We start from the raw sequence: 16,703 nt of genomic DNA on the forward strand, positions 1-16,703 counted from the left end.
CCCTCCGCCCGCGGCGCTGCACCGCAGAAAGATGAGCTTGAATGAGCGGGGGTAAATCCTATTTGAATGGCGGCAAGGAGGGCGCCGCAGTGCAGCATTATGCCCGGTTCAACGATTTCACCCTGATCACGCCGACAGCCTCCATGTCGGCAGCGGTGCATGGTGGCCGAGCGAAATGCCTCCAGCGTCTCGTGCGCCTCGGTCTGCCCGTCCCCCGCACCGTCGCCCTGTCCTACGACGTCGTCCATCGCATCGCCGAAGGGCACATGCCCGACCTGCCGCGGCTCCTCTCGGCGTTCGGGCGGGAGCCGCTTCTTTCCGTCCGCCCCTCTTCGATGGATGCCGAATGGGGCGGTCCGGGCGCCGTTCTCAATGTCGGAATGTGCGACGCGCGACGGGACGCGCTGGCGGGGACCATCGGCGAGGAGGCCGCGACGGCGCTCTACCTGCGCTTCGTGCAGGCCTACGCCGTGGACGTGCTGAGGCTCGATCCGGATGCCTTCGCCGTCCCCGATGCCAGCGCCAGCTCCCTCGCGGCTGCGCTCCAGACCTTCGAGGAGGAGACCGACGAGCCCTTCCCGCAGGAGGCGGGCGTGCAACTCGCCGAGGTCCTGCGCTCCATGGCGAGAAGCTGGGAAAGCACCTCGGTCCGCCTTCTGCGGCAGGCCCGGGGCGCGCCGGCGGATGCGGGGCTGGGGCTGGTCGTTCAGACGATGGCACTGGGCCTCGGGCCGGGGGAAAGCGGCTCGGGCGTGGTCCGCGGGATGGACCCGGCGACCGGCGAGCACACCATGAACGGGCGCTACCTGCGACAATCCATATTCCGCGACGCGCTGACCGGCACCGGGGGACCGGAGGGCGCGCTCTACCTCGCGGCCGATCAGAGGGGAGCGTCGCTCGAGAGCGAAGCGCCCGGGATCTTTGCCGAGCTGACGGAGTTCTCGCGCATCTGCCGCAAGCGGCTGCGGGAGGAGATGGAGATCGAGTTCTCCGTCGCCGGCGGGACACTCCACGTCCTCGATGCCGTCCGCATGCAACGCTCCTCCCGCGCGGCGGTCAAGGCGGTGGTCGACCTTGCCGAGGACGGGATCATCCCGCGCGAGGAAGCGATCCTCAGGATCGAGCCCCGCGCGCTGTCGCAGCTCCTGCACCGGCAGGTGGACCCAGATGCGCGCCGCGAGGTGATCCTCAAGGGGATCGCCGCGAGCCCCGGCGCGGCGACGGGGCGCCTCGTCTTCTCAGCGATGGCTGCGCAGACCGCCGCGTCGCAGGGCGATGCCTGCATCCTGCTGCGCCGCGAGACGACGCCGGAGGATATCCGCGGGATGCACGTCGCCTCCGCCATCGTCACCGAGCGGGGCGGAATGTCCTCCCACGCTGCGGTGATCGCACGCGGGCTGGGCCTGCCCTGCATCGTCGGCGCCGTCGGCAGCCGCATCGACACCCGCGAGCGCACGGTGACGCTGAAGGATGGCCGCGTCTTCCGCGAAGGGGACATGGTGACGGTGGACGGCTCCGCCGGCGTCGCCCTCGAAGGGGCCGCGCCGCTGCTGGAACCGATGCTGGACGGCCCCTTCACCACGCTGCTCGGCTGGGCCGACAAGGTGCGCGACATCGGGATTCGCGCCAATGCCGACACGCCGGACGATGCGCGCACCGCCGAGACCTTCCTCGCCGAGGGAATCGGCCTTTGCCGCACGGAGCACATGTTCTTCGAGGATGCCCGCCTGACGCTGATGCGGGAGATGATCTTCACCGACGACAGCAAAGACCGCGCCGCGTCCCTCGAACGCCTTCTGCCGATGCAGCGCCGGGACTTCGCGGACCTCTTCCACATCATGGCCGGCCGGCCGGTCTGCATCCGTCTCTTCGACTTGCCCTTGCACGAGTTCCTTCCGCGCGACAGGGAGGACCAGCGCGCGCTCGCGGATGCCCTCGACCTGCCGCTGTCGGACGTGGTTCGCCGTGTGCAGAACATGAGCGAATTCAACCCGATGCTCGGAATGCGGGGTGTGCGCCTCGGAATAACGGTGCCCGAGATCTACGAGATGCAGGCCCGCGCGATCTTCGAGGCGACGGTGCAGGCCAGCCGGGAGACCGGCTCGCCCGTCGTGCCCGAGATCATGATCCCGCTCGTGTCCGCCCGCCGCGAGGTGGAACTGGTGAAGACGCGTGTCGACGCCGTGGCCGCCGCGGTGAAGAACGAGAGCGGCGAGACCTTCGAGTACCGCCTCGGCGTCATGGTGGAGACCCCCCGCGCCGCACTCAGGGCGGGCGAGATTTCCGACCACGCCGCCTTCCTGTCCTTCGGGACGAATGACCTGACCCAGATGACCTACGGCCTGTCCCGCGATGATGCCGGCCGGTTCATGGGCGCCTACGTGGCCGAAGGGGTCTTTCCCGAGGATCCGTTCCACACGCTCGACCTCGACGGCGTCGGCGAACTGCTCCTTCTGGGGGCGGAGCGGGCGCGCGAGAACCGTCCGGACATCACCGTCTCCCTCTGCGGCGAGCATGGCGGGGACCCGGACACGATCGCATTCTGCCGCGCCGCGGGGTTCGACTACGTGTCCTGCTCGCCCTTCCGCGTCCCTGTGGCCCGGCTCGCCGCCGCCCATCTCGCGCTTGGCGGCACGCCCCACGGTACGCCCTGGGAGCGTGAGGATGCGGCGAACGCTGCCGGCGCCGGAGCCGCGATCCGCAGGCTGTAAGGGCGAAGGGGAGGGGCGGGGGCTGTGTCCCGGCGGCAGGGCCTTTCCGGCCGGCCGCGCCGAGGTTATCGCGTTCAGGCCGCGCCTTTGGTCCACTCCTGTTCCTTCCAGTCTCACGGGGGCGCTTTCGCACCTCCATCCGTCGCGACCGGTTCTGGCGGCGGAGCGCGGGGCGTGGCAGGAGAGGGCATGACCGATCCCGATCTCTCCGCCGCCTTCGGCCATCCCGAGGACCGCGCCACGGCCAGTGCCGCGCGTCCGCGCGACCGCATTTCCCTGCGCGATCACGTCCTCAACGTGGAAATCGGCGCCTTCCAGGAGGAACGGGGGAGCCAGCAGCGGCTTCGCTTCGATATCGTCTGCGAGGTGAGCGGCACCGGCGCGCCCGCCCATGACGATGTGGACCGCATCCTGTCCTACGACACGCTGGTCGACGCGGTGGACGCCGCGCTCGCCGAGGAGCGGCTCAACCTCCTCGAGACACTGGCCGAACGCATCGCGGGGCTTCTTCTGCAGGAGCCGCGGGCGGAGCGCGTCTTCGTGCGAATCGAGAAGCTGGACCGGGGGCCCTATGCCCTCGGCGTGGAAATCGTGCGCAGCGCCGGGCCGGAGCGCGAGCGCGGCCTCGCGGCGCCGGACATGCCGCGGCCGGTCGTGGCGCATCTGTCGAACGATGCCATTGCCGATCCGCGCCTTCCGCAGTGGCTGGATACGCTGGAAGAGGGCGGCGCCCCGGTCGTGCTCACCGTGACCCTGCCCGAGACACCGGCCCCCGTGGCCGGCGCGTCGATGCCGCAGCGGCGGATCGACCTCCTCGCGCTCGATCAGAACGCCTGGGTGCTCGCCGCCCGGGATCCGCGCTGCCTCGTCGTCGGCAGCCGCACCGAGATCGAACACGCGATCCGGCAGGGCCGGATGCTGGTCTGGGCGCCGTCCAAGATCGTCCTCGATTCGCCGGAGCGCCCCGATGCCGGCCCGCGGGAGCCCGAACGCCTCGCCGCCTTCCTCGCCGACACGCTGGGTGCCACCCACCGCGTGGGCATAGGCGCGGACATGCCCGGCGGGACGCGTCTGGAGACCGAAGCCCGATGAGCACGATCTTCAGGCCGATCGCCCGCACAGGGCAGCCCCGCGGGCCCGGCGCGCTCCCCCTCGCCGGAAGCGAGGCCGTTTGGTTCGACGAGGTCGAGGTGCTGGAGGCCGGCCGGACACCGGCGCTCGTTCCCGCCCGGGAGCTGGACGCCGCGGCGCTGGACAGGCTCTCGGCGCCCCGGCCGGCGCTCTGCGGGATGACCTTTGAGACCGCGCGAATCATGGGCATCATCAACGTCACGCCGGACAGCTTCTCGGATGGCGGGATCACGGGCAGCGCCGAGGCGGCGGCCGAGGCGGCCCGGCAGATGTCGCTGCTGGCAGACCTTCTCGATATCGGCGGCGAAAGCACCCGGCCCGGCGCGGAGGACGTGCCCGAGGCGGAGGAGATCGCCCGCGTCGCCCCTGCCATCGCGGCGATCCGGGGCGCCGGCATCGCCACGCCCGTTTCCGTCGACACCCGGAAGGCCGCCGTTGCCGAGGCCGCGCTCGGCGCCGGGGCGGACATGGTCAACGATGTCTCCGCCCTGACCTTCGATCCCGCACTCGGCCCGCTGACCGCCCGTCACGGCGCGCCCCTGTGCCTGATGCACGCAAAAGGCCTGCCGAAGACCATGCAGGACGCACCGGCCTACGGGGACGTGCTGCACGAGGTCATGGCGGCGCTCAGGGAGCGGATCGCGGCGGCCGAGGCCATGGGCGTCGCCCGGGAGCGTCTGATCGTCGATCCGGGCATCGGTTTCGGCAAGACCGCCGATCACAATCTGCAACTGATCCGTAACCTTTCCGCCTTCCACGATCTGGGCTTGCCCGTCCTGCTCGGGGTCTCGCGCAAAAGGTTCATCGGGGCGATCGGCAAGGAGGCGGAGCCTCGCCGACGGGCACCCGGTTCGATCGCTGTCGCGCTTGCCGCGCTCGCGCAGGGCGTGCACATTCTGAGGGTACACGACGTGGGCGAGACGCGGCAGGCCATGAACCTTGCCCAGGCCCTTTACGAGACTTGAGGCGAGCGATCTTATGACAGGCAGGACACTCTTCGGAACCGACGGCGTCCGGGGCCGGGCAAACGCGTATCCCATGACCGCGGAGATGGCGCTCAAGCTGGGCGCTGCGGCCGGCCAGCATTTTCGGCAGGACGGCACCGCCGGGCACCGCGTCGTGATCGGCAAGGACACCCGCCTGTCCGGCTACATGTTCGAGAACGCGCTGACGGCGGGGCTGACCTCCACCGGCATGAACGTGCTTCTCCTCGGCCCCATTCCGACGCCTGCCGTCGGCTACCTCACGCGCTCCATGCGGGCGGATCTGGGGATCATGATCTCCGCTTCGCACAACCCTCACGAGGACAACGGCATCAAGTTCTTCGGTCCCGACGGCTTCAAGCTCTCGGATGCCGACGAGACCGCCATCGAGGCGCTGGCGGAGGCCGGCCCGCGTCTTGCCGATGCCGGCGCCATCGGCCGCGCGCGGCGGATCGACGACGGGCGGTTCCGCTATGTCGAGCGGGCCAAGGCGTCCTTCCCTGTCAACCGTACGCTGTCCGGCCTCAAGGTCGTGATCGATTGCGCCAACGGCGCCGCCTACCGCACCGCGCCGCAGGTCCTCTGGGAGCTGGGGGCGGAGGTGATCGAGGTCGGCACGGATCCCGACGGCCTCAACATCAACCTCGGCTGCGGCTCGACCTCCGTCGCGCAGGCTGCCGAGGTCGTGCGCTCCAGCGGCGCCGATGTCGGCATCTGTCTCGACGGCGACGCGGACCGGGTGATGATCCTCGACGAGACCGGGGCCGTGGCGGACGGGGACCAGATCATGGCGCTGCTCGCCGGGCAGTGGGCCGAGACCGGCCGCCTGGCCGGCGACACCCTCGTGGCGACCGTCATGTCGAACCTCGGCCTCGAACGGCATCTCGAAGCGAAGGGGCTCCGCCTCGAACGCACCCCGGTCGGGGACCGCCACGTCGTCGAGCGGATGCGCTCGGGCGGCTGGAATCTCGGCGGCGAGCAGTCGGGCCATATCGTCATGACAGATTACACGACGACCGGCGACGGCCTGATCGCGGGCCTCCAGTTCCTGGCCGCGATGACCGAGAGCGCGCTTCCCGCCAGCGCACTCGCCCGTACCTTCGAGACCGTTCCGCAGCTCCTGAAGAACGTCCGGTTCCGGGCCGGATCCGATCCGCTGGCGGCGTCCGGCGTCCAGCGCGCCATCGCTGGCGCCGAAGCGAAGATGGGTGACGGGGGGCGCGTGCTGATCCGCAAGTCCGGCACCGAGCCGCTGATCCGCGTCATGGCCGAATGCGAGGACGAAACGCTTCTGACCGCCGTCGTGGACGATATCGTCGGGGCGGTGGAGAACGAGGGGATCGTCGTGGCCTGACGCAGGGGACGGCGGGCAGCGGCCGGCTCTCAGCCCCGCCAGTGCAGCAGCGTCCGGACGGTGCGCCACTGGCCGATGACGAGCCCCGTGCCGATCAGGGCCAGCGCGGCGAAGAGCGTCGGCGGCAGGGTCTCGCCGAGCAGGACGACGCCGAAGATCACCGACCAGACCGGGACCTGGAAGTTCACCAGCGTCATGAAACCCGGGCCCGCGCTCCGCACGACCTGGATCCGCAGAAGGACAGCCAGCGCCGTCGGCACGAGCCCGAGCGCGATCGCCGCCAGCAGGGGGCGCGTCGGCGGGAGTGCGGGAGCCCCCTCGACGAAGAGCGCGAACGGAACGATGGCAATCGCGCCGAAGACCAGCGTGAGCGCCGCCATGGCGATACCGTCGATGGGGGGGCATCGCCGGGTCAGGATCGAGGCGACGGAATAGCAGATCGTCGCGGCGAGACAGACGATCCGCCCCGCGAGCCCCAGTGGTCCCGAGGCGCCCGGATCATCTCCGCCGCCCGCGATCAGAAGAGCCGCGCCGGCGAATCCGAGGGCGACGCCGATGATCCGGCGCGGCGTCAGGCGTTCGCCCGGAACGAAGAAATGCGCCATCGGCAGAAGCACGAGCGGCAGCATCGCCATCGACAGCCCGCCGAACGCGGAGGGGACGTGCTGGAGCCCCCAGGACAGCATCGAGAAGGGCACAGCCGTGCTCAGAAGGCCGGCCCAGATGAGATAGGGCAGGTGTTCCCGTCCGATCCCCCGCATCCGGGGCAGGGCGAAGGGCATGAGGGCGATCGCCGCGAGCAGGATCCGGGAGGCCGCGAGCGTGATCGGCTCGATCCCACCCAGCGCGATCTTGGTCAGCATGAAAGTGCCGCCCCAGATCAGACCCAGGAAGAGGATCGAGAGCCAGTTCGCCGCCGTGGGCGGCTCGACGGGGGCTGTGTTCGCGGCCATGTGGCGCCTTGGATCACGCGGCCGCGCGCCTGTCCAGATCGGCCGGTATGTGCGGCCACGCACCGTCGTCAGGGTGTGCGGCCCCGCTTGATAGGGGGCCGCACGGTGTGTCGATCAGTTGCGCTCGCGGTCGACCATGCGGCCGGCGGAGATCCAGGGCATCATGCCGCGCAGCTTCTCGCCGACCTGCTCGATCTGATGCTCGTCGTTCAGGCGGCGGGTCGCCTTGAAGGAGGGCTGGCCGACGGCGTTTTCCTGCATGAAATCGCGAACGAACTTGCCGGACTGGATGTCCCGGAGGACCTCCTTCATGCGCTTCTTGGTCTCGTCGTAGGGCAGGATGCGCGGACCGGAGACGTACTCGCCGTACTCGGCGGTGTTCGAGATCGAGTAGTTCATGTTTGCGATGCCGCCTTCGTAGATCAGGTCCACGATGAGCTTCACCTCGTGCAGGCACTCGAAATAGGCCATCTCGGGCTCGTAGCCGGCCTCGACCAGCGTCTCGAAGCCGCAGCGGATCAGCTCGACGAGACCGCCGCAGAGCACGGCCTGCTCACCGAAGAGGTCCGTCTCGCATTCTTCGCGGAAATTGGTCTCGATGATGCCGGAGCGGCCGCCGCCGATGGCGGAGCAATAGGACAGCGCGATCTCCATGGCCTTGCCGGAGGCATCCTGGTGAACCGCCGCGAGGCAGGGAACGCCGCCGCCCTTCGTGTACTCGCCGCGCACCGTATGGCCGGGGCCCTTCGGTGCCATCATGACGACGTCGACGCCGGCTTTCGGCTCGATCAGCCCGAAATGGACGTTCAGGCCGTGGGCGAAGGCGATCGCCGCGCCCTCGCGCAGGTTGTCGTGGACATATTTTTTGTAGGTCTCGGCCTGCAGCTCGTCGGGCATGGTGAACATCATCAGATCGCACCAGGCGGCGGCCTCAGCGATGCCCATGACCTTCAGGCCCTCGCCTTCGGCCTTCTTGGCACTGGGGGAGCCTTCGCGGAGGGCGACGACGAGGTTCTTCGCGCCCGAATCGCGCAGGTTCAGCGCGTGGGCGTGGCCCTGGCTGCCATAGCCGAGAATGGCGACCTTCATGTCCTTGATCAGATTGATGTCGCAGTCGCGATCGTAATAGACGCGCATGGCGGTCTCCCTATCATGAGTTCCGGGCAGGGAATAGCGCATCAGGGCCGGAAGACGCGACGCAAAATTTGCGTATCTGCGCAGCTTTGGTGAATTGTCATTCGTCCATCAATCCGTTATCCGAAAATCCATGCTGGATGACACGGACAGGCGCATTCTGCGGCAGTTTCAGGCCGAACCGGACCTCTCCGCGCAGGGGCTCGCGGACCGCGTGGGCCTCTCCCACGGGGCGTGCTGGCGTCGGCTGGAGAAGTTGCGCGGCAGCGGGATCCTGAAGGGGCAGGAGGCCGTGATCGACTGGCGCGCCCTCGGCTGGGCCGTGCGGGTCTCGCTCCGGATCACCCTCGACAAGACCCGTCGCAATGCCTTCGACGCGTTCCTGGAGGAGGTCCGCAAGGTTCCCGAAGTCCTTGAGATCCAGACCCTCCTCGGCCGTGTCGACATCCGCCTCGAGCTCATTGCCCGCGACCTCTCGCACTATCAGACCATCTGGCGGGACCGGATCCTGACCCTGCCGCATATCGCCGACATCGAAGCGCTGATGCACGTGGCGGACATCAAGTCGGTGGACGAGCTTCCGCTATGACGGAGCCTCTCAACCTGGACGCGGCGGACCGCGCGATCCTCCGCGCCCTCGTCGGGGACGCTACCCTCAGCGCCTCCGAACTTGGCCGGCGCCTCGGACTGTCGCAGCCGGCGACGTGGCGCCGCATCCGCCGCCTGACCGATGCGGGCATCCTGAAGGGCCGCCGCCTCGTCCTCGACCGCGAGGCGCTCGGCTTCGGCGTGACCGTCTTTCTGGGCATCAAGCTTGCGGCGCGCGGGCGCCCCGAACTGGAGGTCTTCGAGCGGGCGGTCTGCGCCATTCCGGAGGTGCAGATCGTCGAGCACGTCCTCGGTCTCTACGATTACCGCCTCCGCGTCACGGCGCGCGACCTTCCCGATTTCGAACGGGTTCTTCGCCGCCGCATCATGACGCTGCCGGGCGTGGGGCAGGTGGAATCCAACGTTCTGCTCTCGGAAGAGCGGTTGCCCGGCCCCTTGGGCTGACGCGGCGAAACCTCCGTTTAGTCCGCGGCCGATCCTAGCCCCGCCCGCATCAGGGCGCGCCGGACGGGCGGCAGATCGTGGAGCGCCGCAAGCCCGGCAGGGCGTATCGTATGCGCAAGCAGGCTCCCGGAGCGGGCGACGCGGTTGAAGGCATCGATGGCGCCGGCCCTCAGCGCGATGTCACGTTCCCGCGCGGCGGCATAGGCGGCGAGGCCCTCCGGCGCGCCGGGATCGGTGCGGGCAGCCGTCTCGAGCGCGGCGATGTCGGCAATCGAGGTGTTGAGCCCCTGCGCGCCGATGGGCGGCAGCACATGCGCCGCCTCGGCGACGAGCGCCACGCGCCGGGAGGCCAGCCGTTCCGCGATCCGCGTGACCACGGGGAAGAGGCCGGGCCGCGCAAGGGGCGTCATCGGCCCCAGGAGCCCGCAGGATCGCTCCGTCGCCTCGGCGGCGAGCTCTGCCTCGGACAGGGCGGCAAGGCGCATCGCCTCGGGACCGTCGGCCATCCAGACGATGGCGGAGGCGGGCTGGCCGTCCGCATCGGGCAGGGGCACCGTCGTGAACGCTCCGCCCTGCTCGTAGATCTCGGCCGAGACATTGGCATGGGGATGGGTATGGCGCACCGGGAAGGCCAGCGCCTTCTGGCCATAGCGCGTCTCGGACGTGCCGATCCCGGCCGCGCGCCGCACGGCGCTGTCCCGCCCGTCCGCTCCGACGATGAGGCGCGCCGAGATGCGTGTGCCGTCCGCCAGCACCGCAAGGGCCCGATCCTCCCGCGCGTGCAGGTCCTTCAGCCCCGCGCCGATCCGCAGGGGAACGGACAGCGCCTCGAGCCGGTCCAGAAGCTCCGCGCCGAGGCGTGCATTGGGTATGTTCCAGCCGAACACCTCGGAGCCCAGATCGTCCGGGTGAAAGGTCCGCTCGGAGATGACGTGACGCGGCCGTCCGCCGGTTTCGACGATCCGCAAGGCGGCGAGCGGTGTCGCCGTTCCGCCGTCCACCTCGATCCCGGCGCGGCGCAGGACGCTCCGCGAGGGCAGCAGAAACGCGGTGGAGCGCCGGTCGGCCCCCTCGCTCTGCGGATCGCGGGGCGGGGCGGAGGCGCTCGCGACGACGACGTCGTGGCCGGCGCCCTTGAGCGTCGCCGCGGCGATCAGGCCGGCAAGGCCGGCGCCGACGATGAGGATGTCCGTCTCGATATCTGCCCGCATCGTCTGTGCTCCCGTCGCGTATTCCGCATCCGACCTAGGCCGATGCGGCAGGCTTTGCCAGAGCACGGCGGCTTGACCCCGGAAGAGGGGTCGGCCAGCCTTGTGCCTCCCGCTTTCGGAGACCGCCCATGGCCAGCGACCGGCCGAGCCAGATCGACGCCTATTCGCTCATCCTCGAAGCGATCGACACCGGCCTCTACCGTCCGGGCGACCGGCTCGTCGAAAGCGAGCTGGCCGAGCGGTTCGGTGTGTCCCGCACGCCCGTCAGGGAAGCCCTCCAGAAGCTGGAGACGCAGTCGCTTCTCGCGCGCGACGGGCGGTCCCTGATCGTCGCCGCCCTCGATCACAACCAGCTGGCCGAGCTTTACGCCGTCCGCTCCGAACTGGAGGCGCTGGCCGCGCAGCTTGCGGCCCGCCATGCGGCGGAAGAGGAGATCGCGGTCCTGCGCGCCATGGCGGAGGAACACGGTACGATGGTGGACCAGCCGCAGGCGCTGGCGCGCGCGAACAAGCGGTTCCACCGCCAGATCCACCTCGCCTCCCACAACCGGTACCTCGTCCAGCAGCTTGAATTCGTCCACCGCACGATGGCCCTGATGGCCGAGACGTCGCTGGCCGGTCCCGGCCGGGGGGATGCCGCCGTCGCCGAACATCGCGGCATCGTGGACGCCATTGCCGCGCGGGACGAGGACGGCGCGCGGGCGGCGCTCCGGCACCACATCTCCGAAGCCTTCAAGGAGCGGCTGCGGCTCGCAGGGGAAGCGCCTCGGGTCGGGCCCGCCGCGCGGCCGTGACGCCCGGTCGGTGACGCTTGTCGAAAATACCGTGCGTCGTCTTGTCCCAGTAGAACGGCCGCATGACGACCTCCCAGGCGGCCTTCCACGCCGCGAGAACGGCAAGCGGATGGTAAACGTACAGCGTCGGCACCCACTTCATCAGCCAGCCGCTCTCTCCGCGGCGCCTGAGACCGAGGGCCGCGACGGCGACGCCCGAGGCCTCTGACGCGACGAAGAGCGCAGCCAGAGGCCAGGTCACTGCCTCTCCGAGGCCCGGAGCGGGTGGCACGAGCCCGAGGGGCGCCAGCCAGAACATCCAGAACAGCGGCGCCAGAAGCACCTGCACGATGGATCCCAGAACGAGCACCTGCATTCCGAGGAACCCCCTTGCCCCGAGCTGCCTCCAGAGGCTGCGCGGCCGACGCATGTGGGTGGCCCAGGTCATCATGTATCCCTTGATCCAGCGGGACCTCTGTCGGACCCAGGGGAGCGGCCTGCAACAGGCCTCCTCCTGCGTGACGGTGGCGACGATCTCCGTGCGGTAGCCCGCGCGTGCGAGCCGAAGGCCGAGATCGGCATCCTCCGTGACGTTCCACGCATCCCACCCTCCTAGCGCTTCGAGGGCGGCACGGCGGAAGAACAGCGTCGTACCGCCGAGCGGGATCGGCAGGCCGAGGCGCTGAAGGCCCGGCAGCATGACGCGAAACCACGCGGCGTATTCCACCGTGAAGCAGCGGCTCATCCAGTTCGTGCCGGGATTGTAGTAGTCCAGCATCCCCTGCAGGCAGGCGACGTCCGGCCCGCGCTGCGCGAAGGCTGTCGCGATCTGGCGGAGCTGCCCTTCGGCCGGCGCATCCTCGGCGTCGTAGATCCCGACGATGCCGCCCCGGCAGAAGGACAGGGCGTAGTTCAGCGCCCGCGGCTTGGTGCGCACGGCCCCCGGCGGAACGGTGCAGACACGGATCCAGGGGGGCAGCTCCGTCCGGGCAAGGACAGCGGCGGTGGTCGCATCGTCCGCTTCGGTGACAAGCAGGATGTCCGTCAGCTCGCGCGGGTAGTCGAGCGCTTCAAGCCTCCGGACCAACCGGCCGGCGATGTCCCCCTCCCGGAAGAGCGGCACGAGGATCGAGATCACCGGCAGCCGCGCCATCACCGGCGCCGGCTTCGAGCGGGCAGACGCGAACTCGCCGCGGTGCCGCGCATCGCGGAATGCCGCCCAGAGGATCGCGGCGCGGAGTGCCAGCGTCGCGGTCAGGAAGATGGCCGCGATACCGGTGAGCATCCAGAAGACCGAGGCGGGGGCGAGCATCACGACCCCCGTGGCAGAGGCGAGTGCGGCGAGGCCAAGGGGACGGCGGCTGGCGATCCGTCCGCGTCGGCGGCAGGAGAATGCCGCCGGTACGGAAGTCTCCGCCAGCGTTGCCAGTTCGGCGGCGCCGGCCCGTGCCACGGCCGCCTGCACGTCGCTCGCCCGGGCGACGACCATCGCGACCGGGCCGAGGACCGGTTCCAGCGATCGCCTGTCGATCTCGAATCGTTCCGGCCGGCTGGTCGCGACCAGGGTCAGCCCTCCCGCGCGTTGCCACGGAACGAGACCGCGCGCGAGGCAGTCCGCCGCGCCCAGCCCGGCCATGAGCGTCGCATCCGGGGGCTCGGCTGACAGATCGGCGATATCGGCGTCCCACTGCCGCGCCAGCGCCGCGGTGAGGTTTGCCTCTGAGATCAGGCCGCGGGCCAGCAGGATCTCCCCAAGTCGCGCTTCGGACCGGGCCTGATCGCTCAGCGCCTGCACCAGATCTCCCGGGCCGATCGCACCCGATTCGACGAGGAGCCGCCCGAGCGGCGTTCTCCGAGGCGCCTTTGGGGCGCTCTCGACGGCTCTGAGATACGAAGGGAAGGGCCGCGGATGCTGCGTCGGGGCGGCGGCGGAGGGACGGGTTTCCTGGTGCGGGTCCGGACTGGCAGTCATCTATCGCATCACCCACGGCGGAACATTTCGGTTCCGGGGATAGACGACAGTTACAGTAAAAGCCGGGTTAACCGGCGCGGATCAATCTGGATCAGGCCGCGCCGGAGCGCTCGCGAATCGCGTCCGCGAACCGTTCGAACAGGTAATAGCTGTCCATCGGGCCGGGGCTGGCCTCGGGGTGATACTGAACCGAGAAGACCGGCTTGTCCGCCACGCGGATTCCGCAATTGCTGCCGTCGAAGAGCGAGACATGGGTCTCCTCGACTCCCTTCGGCAGGGTCTGGCTGTCCACCGTGAAGCCGTGATTCATGGAGGTGATCTCGACCTTGCCGGTGGTCAGATCCTTCACCGGGTGGTTCGCGCCGTGATGGCCGTGGTTCATCTTGATGGTCCTGGCGCCGAGGGCGAGGGCCAGCATCTGGTGGCCAAGGCAAATGCCGAAGAGCGGCAGGTCAGGCTTGCGGCGCATGACATCCTGGAGCATCGGCACGGCATATTCGCCGGTCGCCGCCGGATCGCCGGGGCCGTTCGTCAGGAAGAGACCCTCGGGATCGTGCGCCAGGATGTCGTCCGCGGTGGCCGAGGCGGGCAGGACCGTCACGTCGCAGCCGGCGGAGGCCAGGGAGCGAAGGATGTTGCGCTTGGCACCGTAGTCGACGGCGACGACACGGGGCGCGTCGCCCTCCCGCCGCAGGTAGCCGGCGGGCCAGGCCCACCGCATCTCGTCCCAGCGGTAGGACTGAACGCAGGTCACATCCTTCGCCAGATCACGGCCGACGAGGCCGGGGAACGCACGCGCCTGCGCGACGAGCGCCTCGATGTCGAAATTGCCCTCGGGATCGTGCGAGAGCGCGACATGGGGCGCGCCCTGCTGGCGGATCGCGCGGGTCAGGCGGCGGGTGTCCACGCCGCCGATCGCGATGCGGCCGCGCCGGGCCAGCCACTCGCCGAGGGTCTCTGCGGCGCGCCAGTTGGAGGGCAGGGTCGGATCCCATTTGACGACCATGCCGAAGGCAATCGGATCCTGCGCCTCGTCGTCCTCGGGCGTGACGCCGGTATTGCCGACATGCGGGAAGGTGAAGGTCACCACCTGTCCGGCATAGGAGGGGTCCGTCATGATCTCCTGGTAGCCGGTCATCGCGGTGTTGAAGCACAGCTCCGCCTCGCAGGTGCCGGTCGCGCCGAAGCCGCGCCCGTAGAACACCGTGCCGTCAGCGAGGGCGAGGCAGGCGGTGGGACGAGGTGCGGCGGTCATGGGAAGGAGCCTCCTTGGGGGCATGTCGCGAGGGCGTCTGGCAAACGCCCTGCATCTACGCAGCGTCCCCGGTGGGGTCAATGGGCCGATCAGCGTGTTGTCTCGTCGCACAGTTGAGCGTACAGGACGCGGCCAGACCGAGATGACCGTTGCTCAGGGGAACCGATGTCGCAGCTCAAGACCAGGGTCAGCAGCGCCCTCAAGGACGCCATGCGCCAGAAGGACCAGACGCGGCTCGGAACGCTGCGCCTGATCAATGCCGCCATCAAGGATCGCGAGATCGCGGCCAGGGGAGGCGGAGGCGAGGGGCCTGCCGAGATCAGCGACGCCGAGGTGACGCAGATCCTGGCGAAGATGGTGAAGCAGCGCCAGGAAAGCGTCCGCGCCTACGAGGAGGGCGGCCGCCTGGAACTCGCCGAGCGCGAACAGTCGGAGATCGCCGTGGTCGAGGAGTTTCTCCCCAAACCGCTGACGGAGGCCGAAACGAGCGCCGCCATCGACGCCGCCATCGAGAAGACCGGCGCCACCGGGATCCGGGACATGGGCAAGGTGATGGGCGAGCTCAAATCCCGCCATGCCGGCCGGATGGATTTCGGCGCTGTCGGCGCCCGCGTCCGCGCGCGCCTGTCCTGAAGGAGCGCCTGCGGCGCATTCCTTGAAGTAAGGGTGCCTCCGGCGGGGGTATTTGCCTGAAAGATGAACGGGGCGGGGGCTGACCTCGCCCCTTCTTTCGTGGATCCGCGAGTTCGGGGCACGAGCCGGCAAGGCCTGCGATCCCCCTAGCGGTAGAGCGCCTCGGCGGCCTGGAGGTCCTCGTTCGTCACGGCAAAGCGCCGGACGAAGCGCGCCTTGAACGACACCCGCCCCCGCCGTGCGCCGAAATTCTCGCCGTGGTTCAGCCGGTACAGCACAGCGGGGGCAGGCAGCGGCGCCAGGGGGCGGCCGGCAAGGGCGGCGAGGAAGGGGAACATGCGGTGTTCGTGGGACACGGCCGCGGAGAGGAAGTCGAGGCTCTCGGGCTGTGCCGTGTCATACCGGAAGGCCGCGCAGGAGCCGCAGAGTTTCCAGAACGCCTTCTGTCCCGGCCGGGACAGGCTCTGCGGTCGGGCGAGGGCGAGGGCGCCCGTGCCTTCGTCCCGCACGTGGCCCCGTTCGACGAGCCAGCCGGTTTCGCTTTTCCCGGAGCTCAGGCGCTCGCCTGTGCCGCGGGCGAGGATGTCGTCGGCGTCGAACGGCATGGCCAGGCCGCTCGCCGGGGCGTATTCGGGCAGGGACGCGACGAGGCTGCGGAGCTTGTCCCACTTGTCGTTGCCTTCCACGCCTTTCGCGAAGGGCAGGAAGGTCGCGGCCTTCGGAAGATCGCCCGTGGGGCGGTCCTGGCCGCAGATCAGGGCCTGCCAGGTTCCGCCACCGCGGGCGAGACTTTCCAGCGTGGTGTGAAGGCGGGCGGAGACGGCGTCCCAGTTCCCGACATGGTGCTTCCCGACGAGGGGGATGAGGTAGGTGACGTGGCGGGGCGCGGGCCCCGGCGGCGGTCCGGCCCGGCGGAGGCGGAGGGCTGCGGCTTCGGAGGGCGAGAGGTCCCCGGCCATGCGCTCCGCGCCCGGCAGGCGCGCGGCGAGGAGGAGCGCGGCGCGGCGGCGCTTCGGCGTGGCCCGGGCCTGCGCCATCAGTTGCGAACCGGCAGGCGGCGGGAGAGATCGCCGTAGAGGCTGAGGCGCTCATCGGCGGACAAAAAGGCGCCGATCTCGACCTCGCGTCCGCCGCCCGACAATGTCACGTAGTTCGGGACCGGGCCCTTCTTCTCGTGCAGCCGCGCCTCGACCCAGTAGGGATGGGCGGACCATTCCTGCCGGGTGCCCCGGCGCTCCGTCCGCACGAGGTCCACGCGGTCCTCGCTCAAGGTCAGTTCCTCCAGAAGCTCACCGTCCCGGTAGCTGCGCTGAAGGAAGTAATAGAGCAGCCAGATGGCGGCCACGATGAAGGGCAGCAGGCCCCAGAGGACCGGCGTGCCGAGCACCGCGAGGAGCGGCAGCAAGAGGAGCGTGGCCGTCGCGCCGATGAAGATCACGAAGCCGGTCCGGGGTAGGGAGCGGTAGGGCCAGAGATGCAGGCGGGCAGGGCCCGGCCCCGTCTCGATCCATTCATAGGGCATGACCCGGTCTCTCTCGCT

15 protein-coding genes are annotated in these 16,703 nt (G+C 69.8%); 8 read left to right on the plus strand and 7 right to left on the minus strand.

The window, feature by feature from the left end:
* Positions 1 to 41 precede the first annotated feature (41 nt).
* From RM543_RS07965 to glmM, 4 genes are all read left to right on the plus strand, one after another.
* Complete coding sequence (locus tag RM543_RS07965) at positions 42 to 2,711, plus strand: putative PEP-binding protein (protein ID WP_311690358.1); 2,670 nt, start codon at positions 42 to 44, stop codon at positions 2,709 to 2,711.
* 189 nt (positions 2,712 to 2,900) lie between these two features.
* A complete protein-coding gene (locus tag RM543_RS07970) occupies positions 2,901 to 3,803 on the plus strand; it encodes a dihydroneopterin aldolase (RefSeq protein ID WP_311690359.1) in 903 nt (300 codons plus the stop codon).
* On the plus strand, positions 3,800 to 4,807 hold the full coding sequence (gene folP / locus RM543_RS07975) for a dihydropteroate synthase (RefSeq protein ID WP_311690360.1): 1,008 nt from the start codon (positions 3,800 to 3,802) through the stop codon (positions 4,805 to 4,807). Before RM543_RS07970 ends, folP begins: the two co-directional genes overlap by 4 nt.
* A gap of 13 nt (positions 4,808 to 4,820) precedes the next feature.
* Entirely contained in the window at positions 4,821 to 6,179 is a 1,359-nt protein-coding gene (gene glmM, locus RM543_RS07980; protein WP_311690361.1) for a phosphoglucosamine mutase, read from the plus strand.
* Between the two features lie 29 nt (positions 6,180 to 6,208).
* On the opposite strand, the gene RM543_RS07985 is transcribed toward glmM, so the two are convergent.
* Positions 6,209 to 7,132: a DMT family transporter gene (locus tag RM543_RS07985; RefSeq protein ID WP_311690362.1), complete on the minus strand. Its 924-nt coding sequence runs from the start codon at positions 7,130 to 7,132 to the stop codon at positions 6,209 to 6,211.
* Between the two features lie 114 nt (positions 7,133 to 7,246).
* Positions 7,247 to 8,269 carry a ketol-acid reductoisomerase gene (ilvC, locus tag RM543_RS07990; RefSeq protein WP_311690363.1) on the minus strand — a complete coding sequence of 341 codons (1,023 nt, stop codon included), beginning with the start codon at positions 8,267 to 8,269 and terminating at the stop codon, positions 7,247 to 7,249.
* A gap of 130 nt (positions 8,270 to 8,399) precedes the next feature.
* Here ilvC and RM543_RS07995 point away from each other — a divergent pair, with 130 nt between their 5' ends.
* Together RM543_RS07995 and RM543_RS08000 are read left to right on the plus strand one after the other, a co-directional pair.
* On the plus strand, positions 8,400 to 8,855 hold the full coding sequence (locus RM543_RS07995) for an Lrp/AsnC family transcriptional regulator (RefSeq protein WP_311690364.1): 456 nt from the start codon (positions 8,400 to 8,402) through the stop codon (positions 8,853 to 8,855).
* A complete protein-coding gene (locus RM543_RS08000; RefSeq protein ID WP_311690365.1) occupies positions 8,852 to 9,319 on the plus strand; it encodes an Lrp/AsnC family transcriptional regulator in 468 nt (155 codons plus the stop codon). The genes RM543_RS07995 and RM543_RS08000 overlap by 4 nt, the downstream gene beginning before the upstream one ends.
* 17 nt (positions 9,320 to 9,336) lie before the next feature.
* Here the strand turns inward: RM543_RS08000 and RM543_RS08005 are convergent, their stop codons facing one another.
* Positions 9,337 to 10,530 carry an FAD-dependent monooxygenase gene (locus RM543_RS08005; RefSeq protein WP_311690366.1) on the minus strand — a complete coding sequence of 398 codons (1,194 nt, stop codon included), beginning with the start codon at positions 10,528 to 10,530 and terminating at the stop codon, positions 9,337 to 9,339.
* Between the two features lie 128 nt (positions 10,531 to 10,658).
* Between RM543_RS08005 and RM543_RS08010 the strand changes: the two genes are divergently transcribed.
* Complete coding sequence (locus RM543_RS08010) at positions 10,659 to 11,324, plus strand: GntR family transcriptional regulator (RefSeq protein ID WP_311690367.1); 666 nt, start codon at positions 10,659 to 10,661, stop codon at positions 11,322 to 11,324.
* Here RM543_RS08010 and RM543_RS08015 read toward each other — a convergent pair.
* Both RM543_RS08015 and carA read right to left on the minus strand, forming a co-directional pair.
* Positions 11,263 to 13,275, minus strand: coding sequence for a glycosyltransferase family 2 protein (locus RM543_RS08015; protein WP_489753990.1), 2,013 nt, complete (start codon positions 13,273 to 13,275; stop codon positions 11,263 to 11,265). The two genes, RM543_RS08010 and RM543_RS08015, sit on opposite strands and share 62 nt — an antisense overlap.
* 91 nt (positions 13,276 to 13,366) lie before the next feature.
* The gene (gene carA, locus RM543_RS08020; protein ID WP_311690369.1) at positions 13,367 to 14,530 is read right to left on the minus strand and encodes a glutamine-hydrolyzing carbamoyl-phosphate synthase small subunit; all 1,164 of its coding nucleotides are present in this window, start codon (positions 14,528 to 14,530) and stop codon (positions 13,367 to 13,369) included.
* A 165-nt stretch (positions 14,531 to 14,695) separates the two neighbouring features.
* Here carA and RM543_RS08025 point away from each other — a divergent pair, with 165 nt between their 5' ends.
* Positions 14,696 to 15,163: a GatB/YqeY domain-containing protein gene (locus RM543_RS08025; RefSeq protein WP_311690371.1), complete on the plus strand. Its 468-nt coding sequence runs from the start codon at positions 14,696 to 14,698 to the stop codon at positions 15,161 to 15,163.
* A 146-nt stretch (positions 15,164 to 15,309) separates the two neighbouring features.
* Here the strand turns inward: RM543_RS08025 and RM543_RS08030 are convergent, their stop codons facing one another.
* Complete coding sequence (locus RM543_RS08030; protein WP_311690373.1) at positions 15,310 to 16,200, minus strand: hypothetical protein; 891 nt, start codon at positions 16,198 to 16,200, stop codon at positions 15,310 to 15,312.
* Positions 16,200 to 16,685: a DUF2244 domain-containing protein gene (locus tag RM543_RS08035; protein ID WP_311690375.1), complete on the minus strand. Its 486-nt coding sequence runs from the start codon at positions 16,683 to 16,685 to the stop codon at positions 16,200 to 16,202. Before RM543_RS08035 ends, RM543_RS08030 begins: the two co-directional genes overlap by 1 nt.
* Positions 16,686 to 16,703 lie beyond the last annotated feature (18 nt).

This window comes from Tropicimonas omnivorans (assembly GCF_031846565.1).
GTDB lineage: Bacteria > Pseudomonadota > Alphaproteobacteria > Rhodobacterales > Rhodobacteraceae > Tropicimonas_B > Tropicimonas_B omnivorans.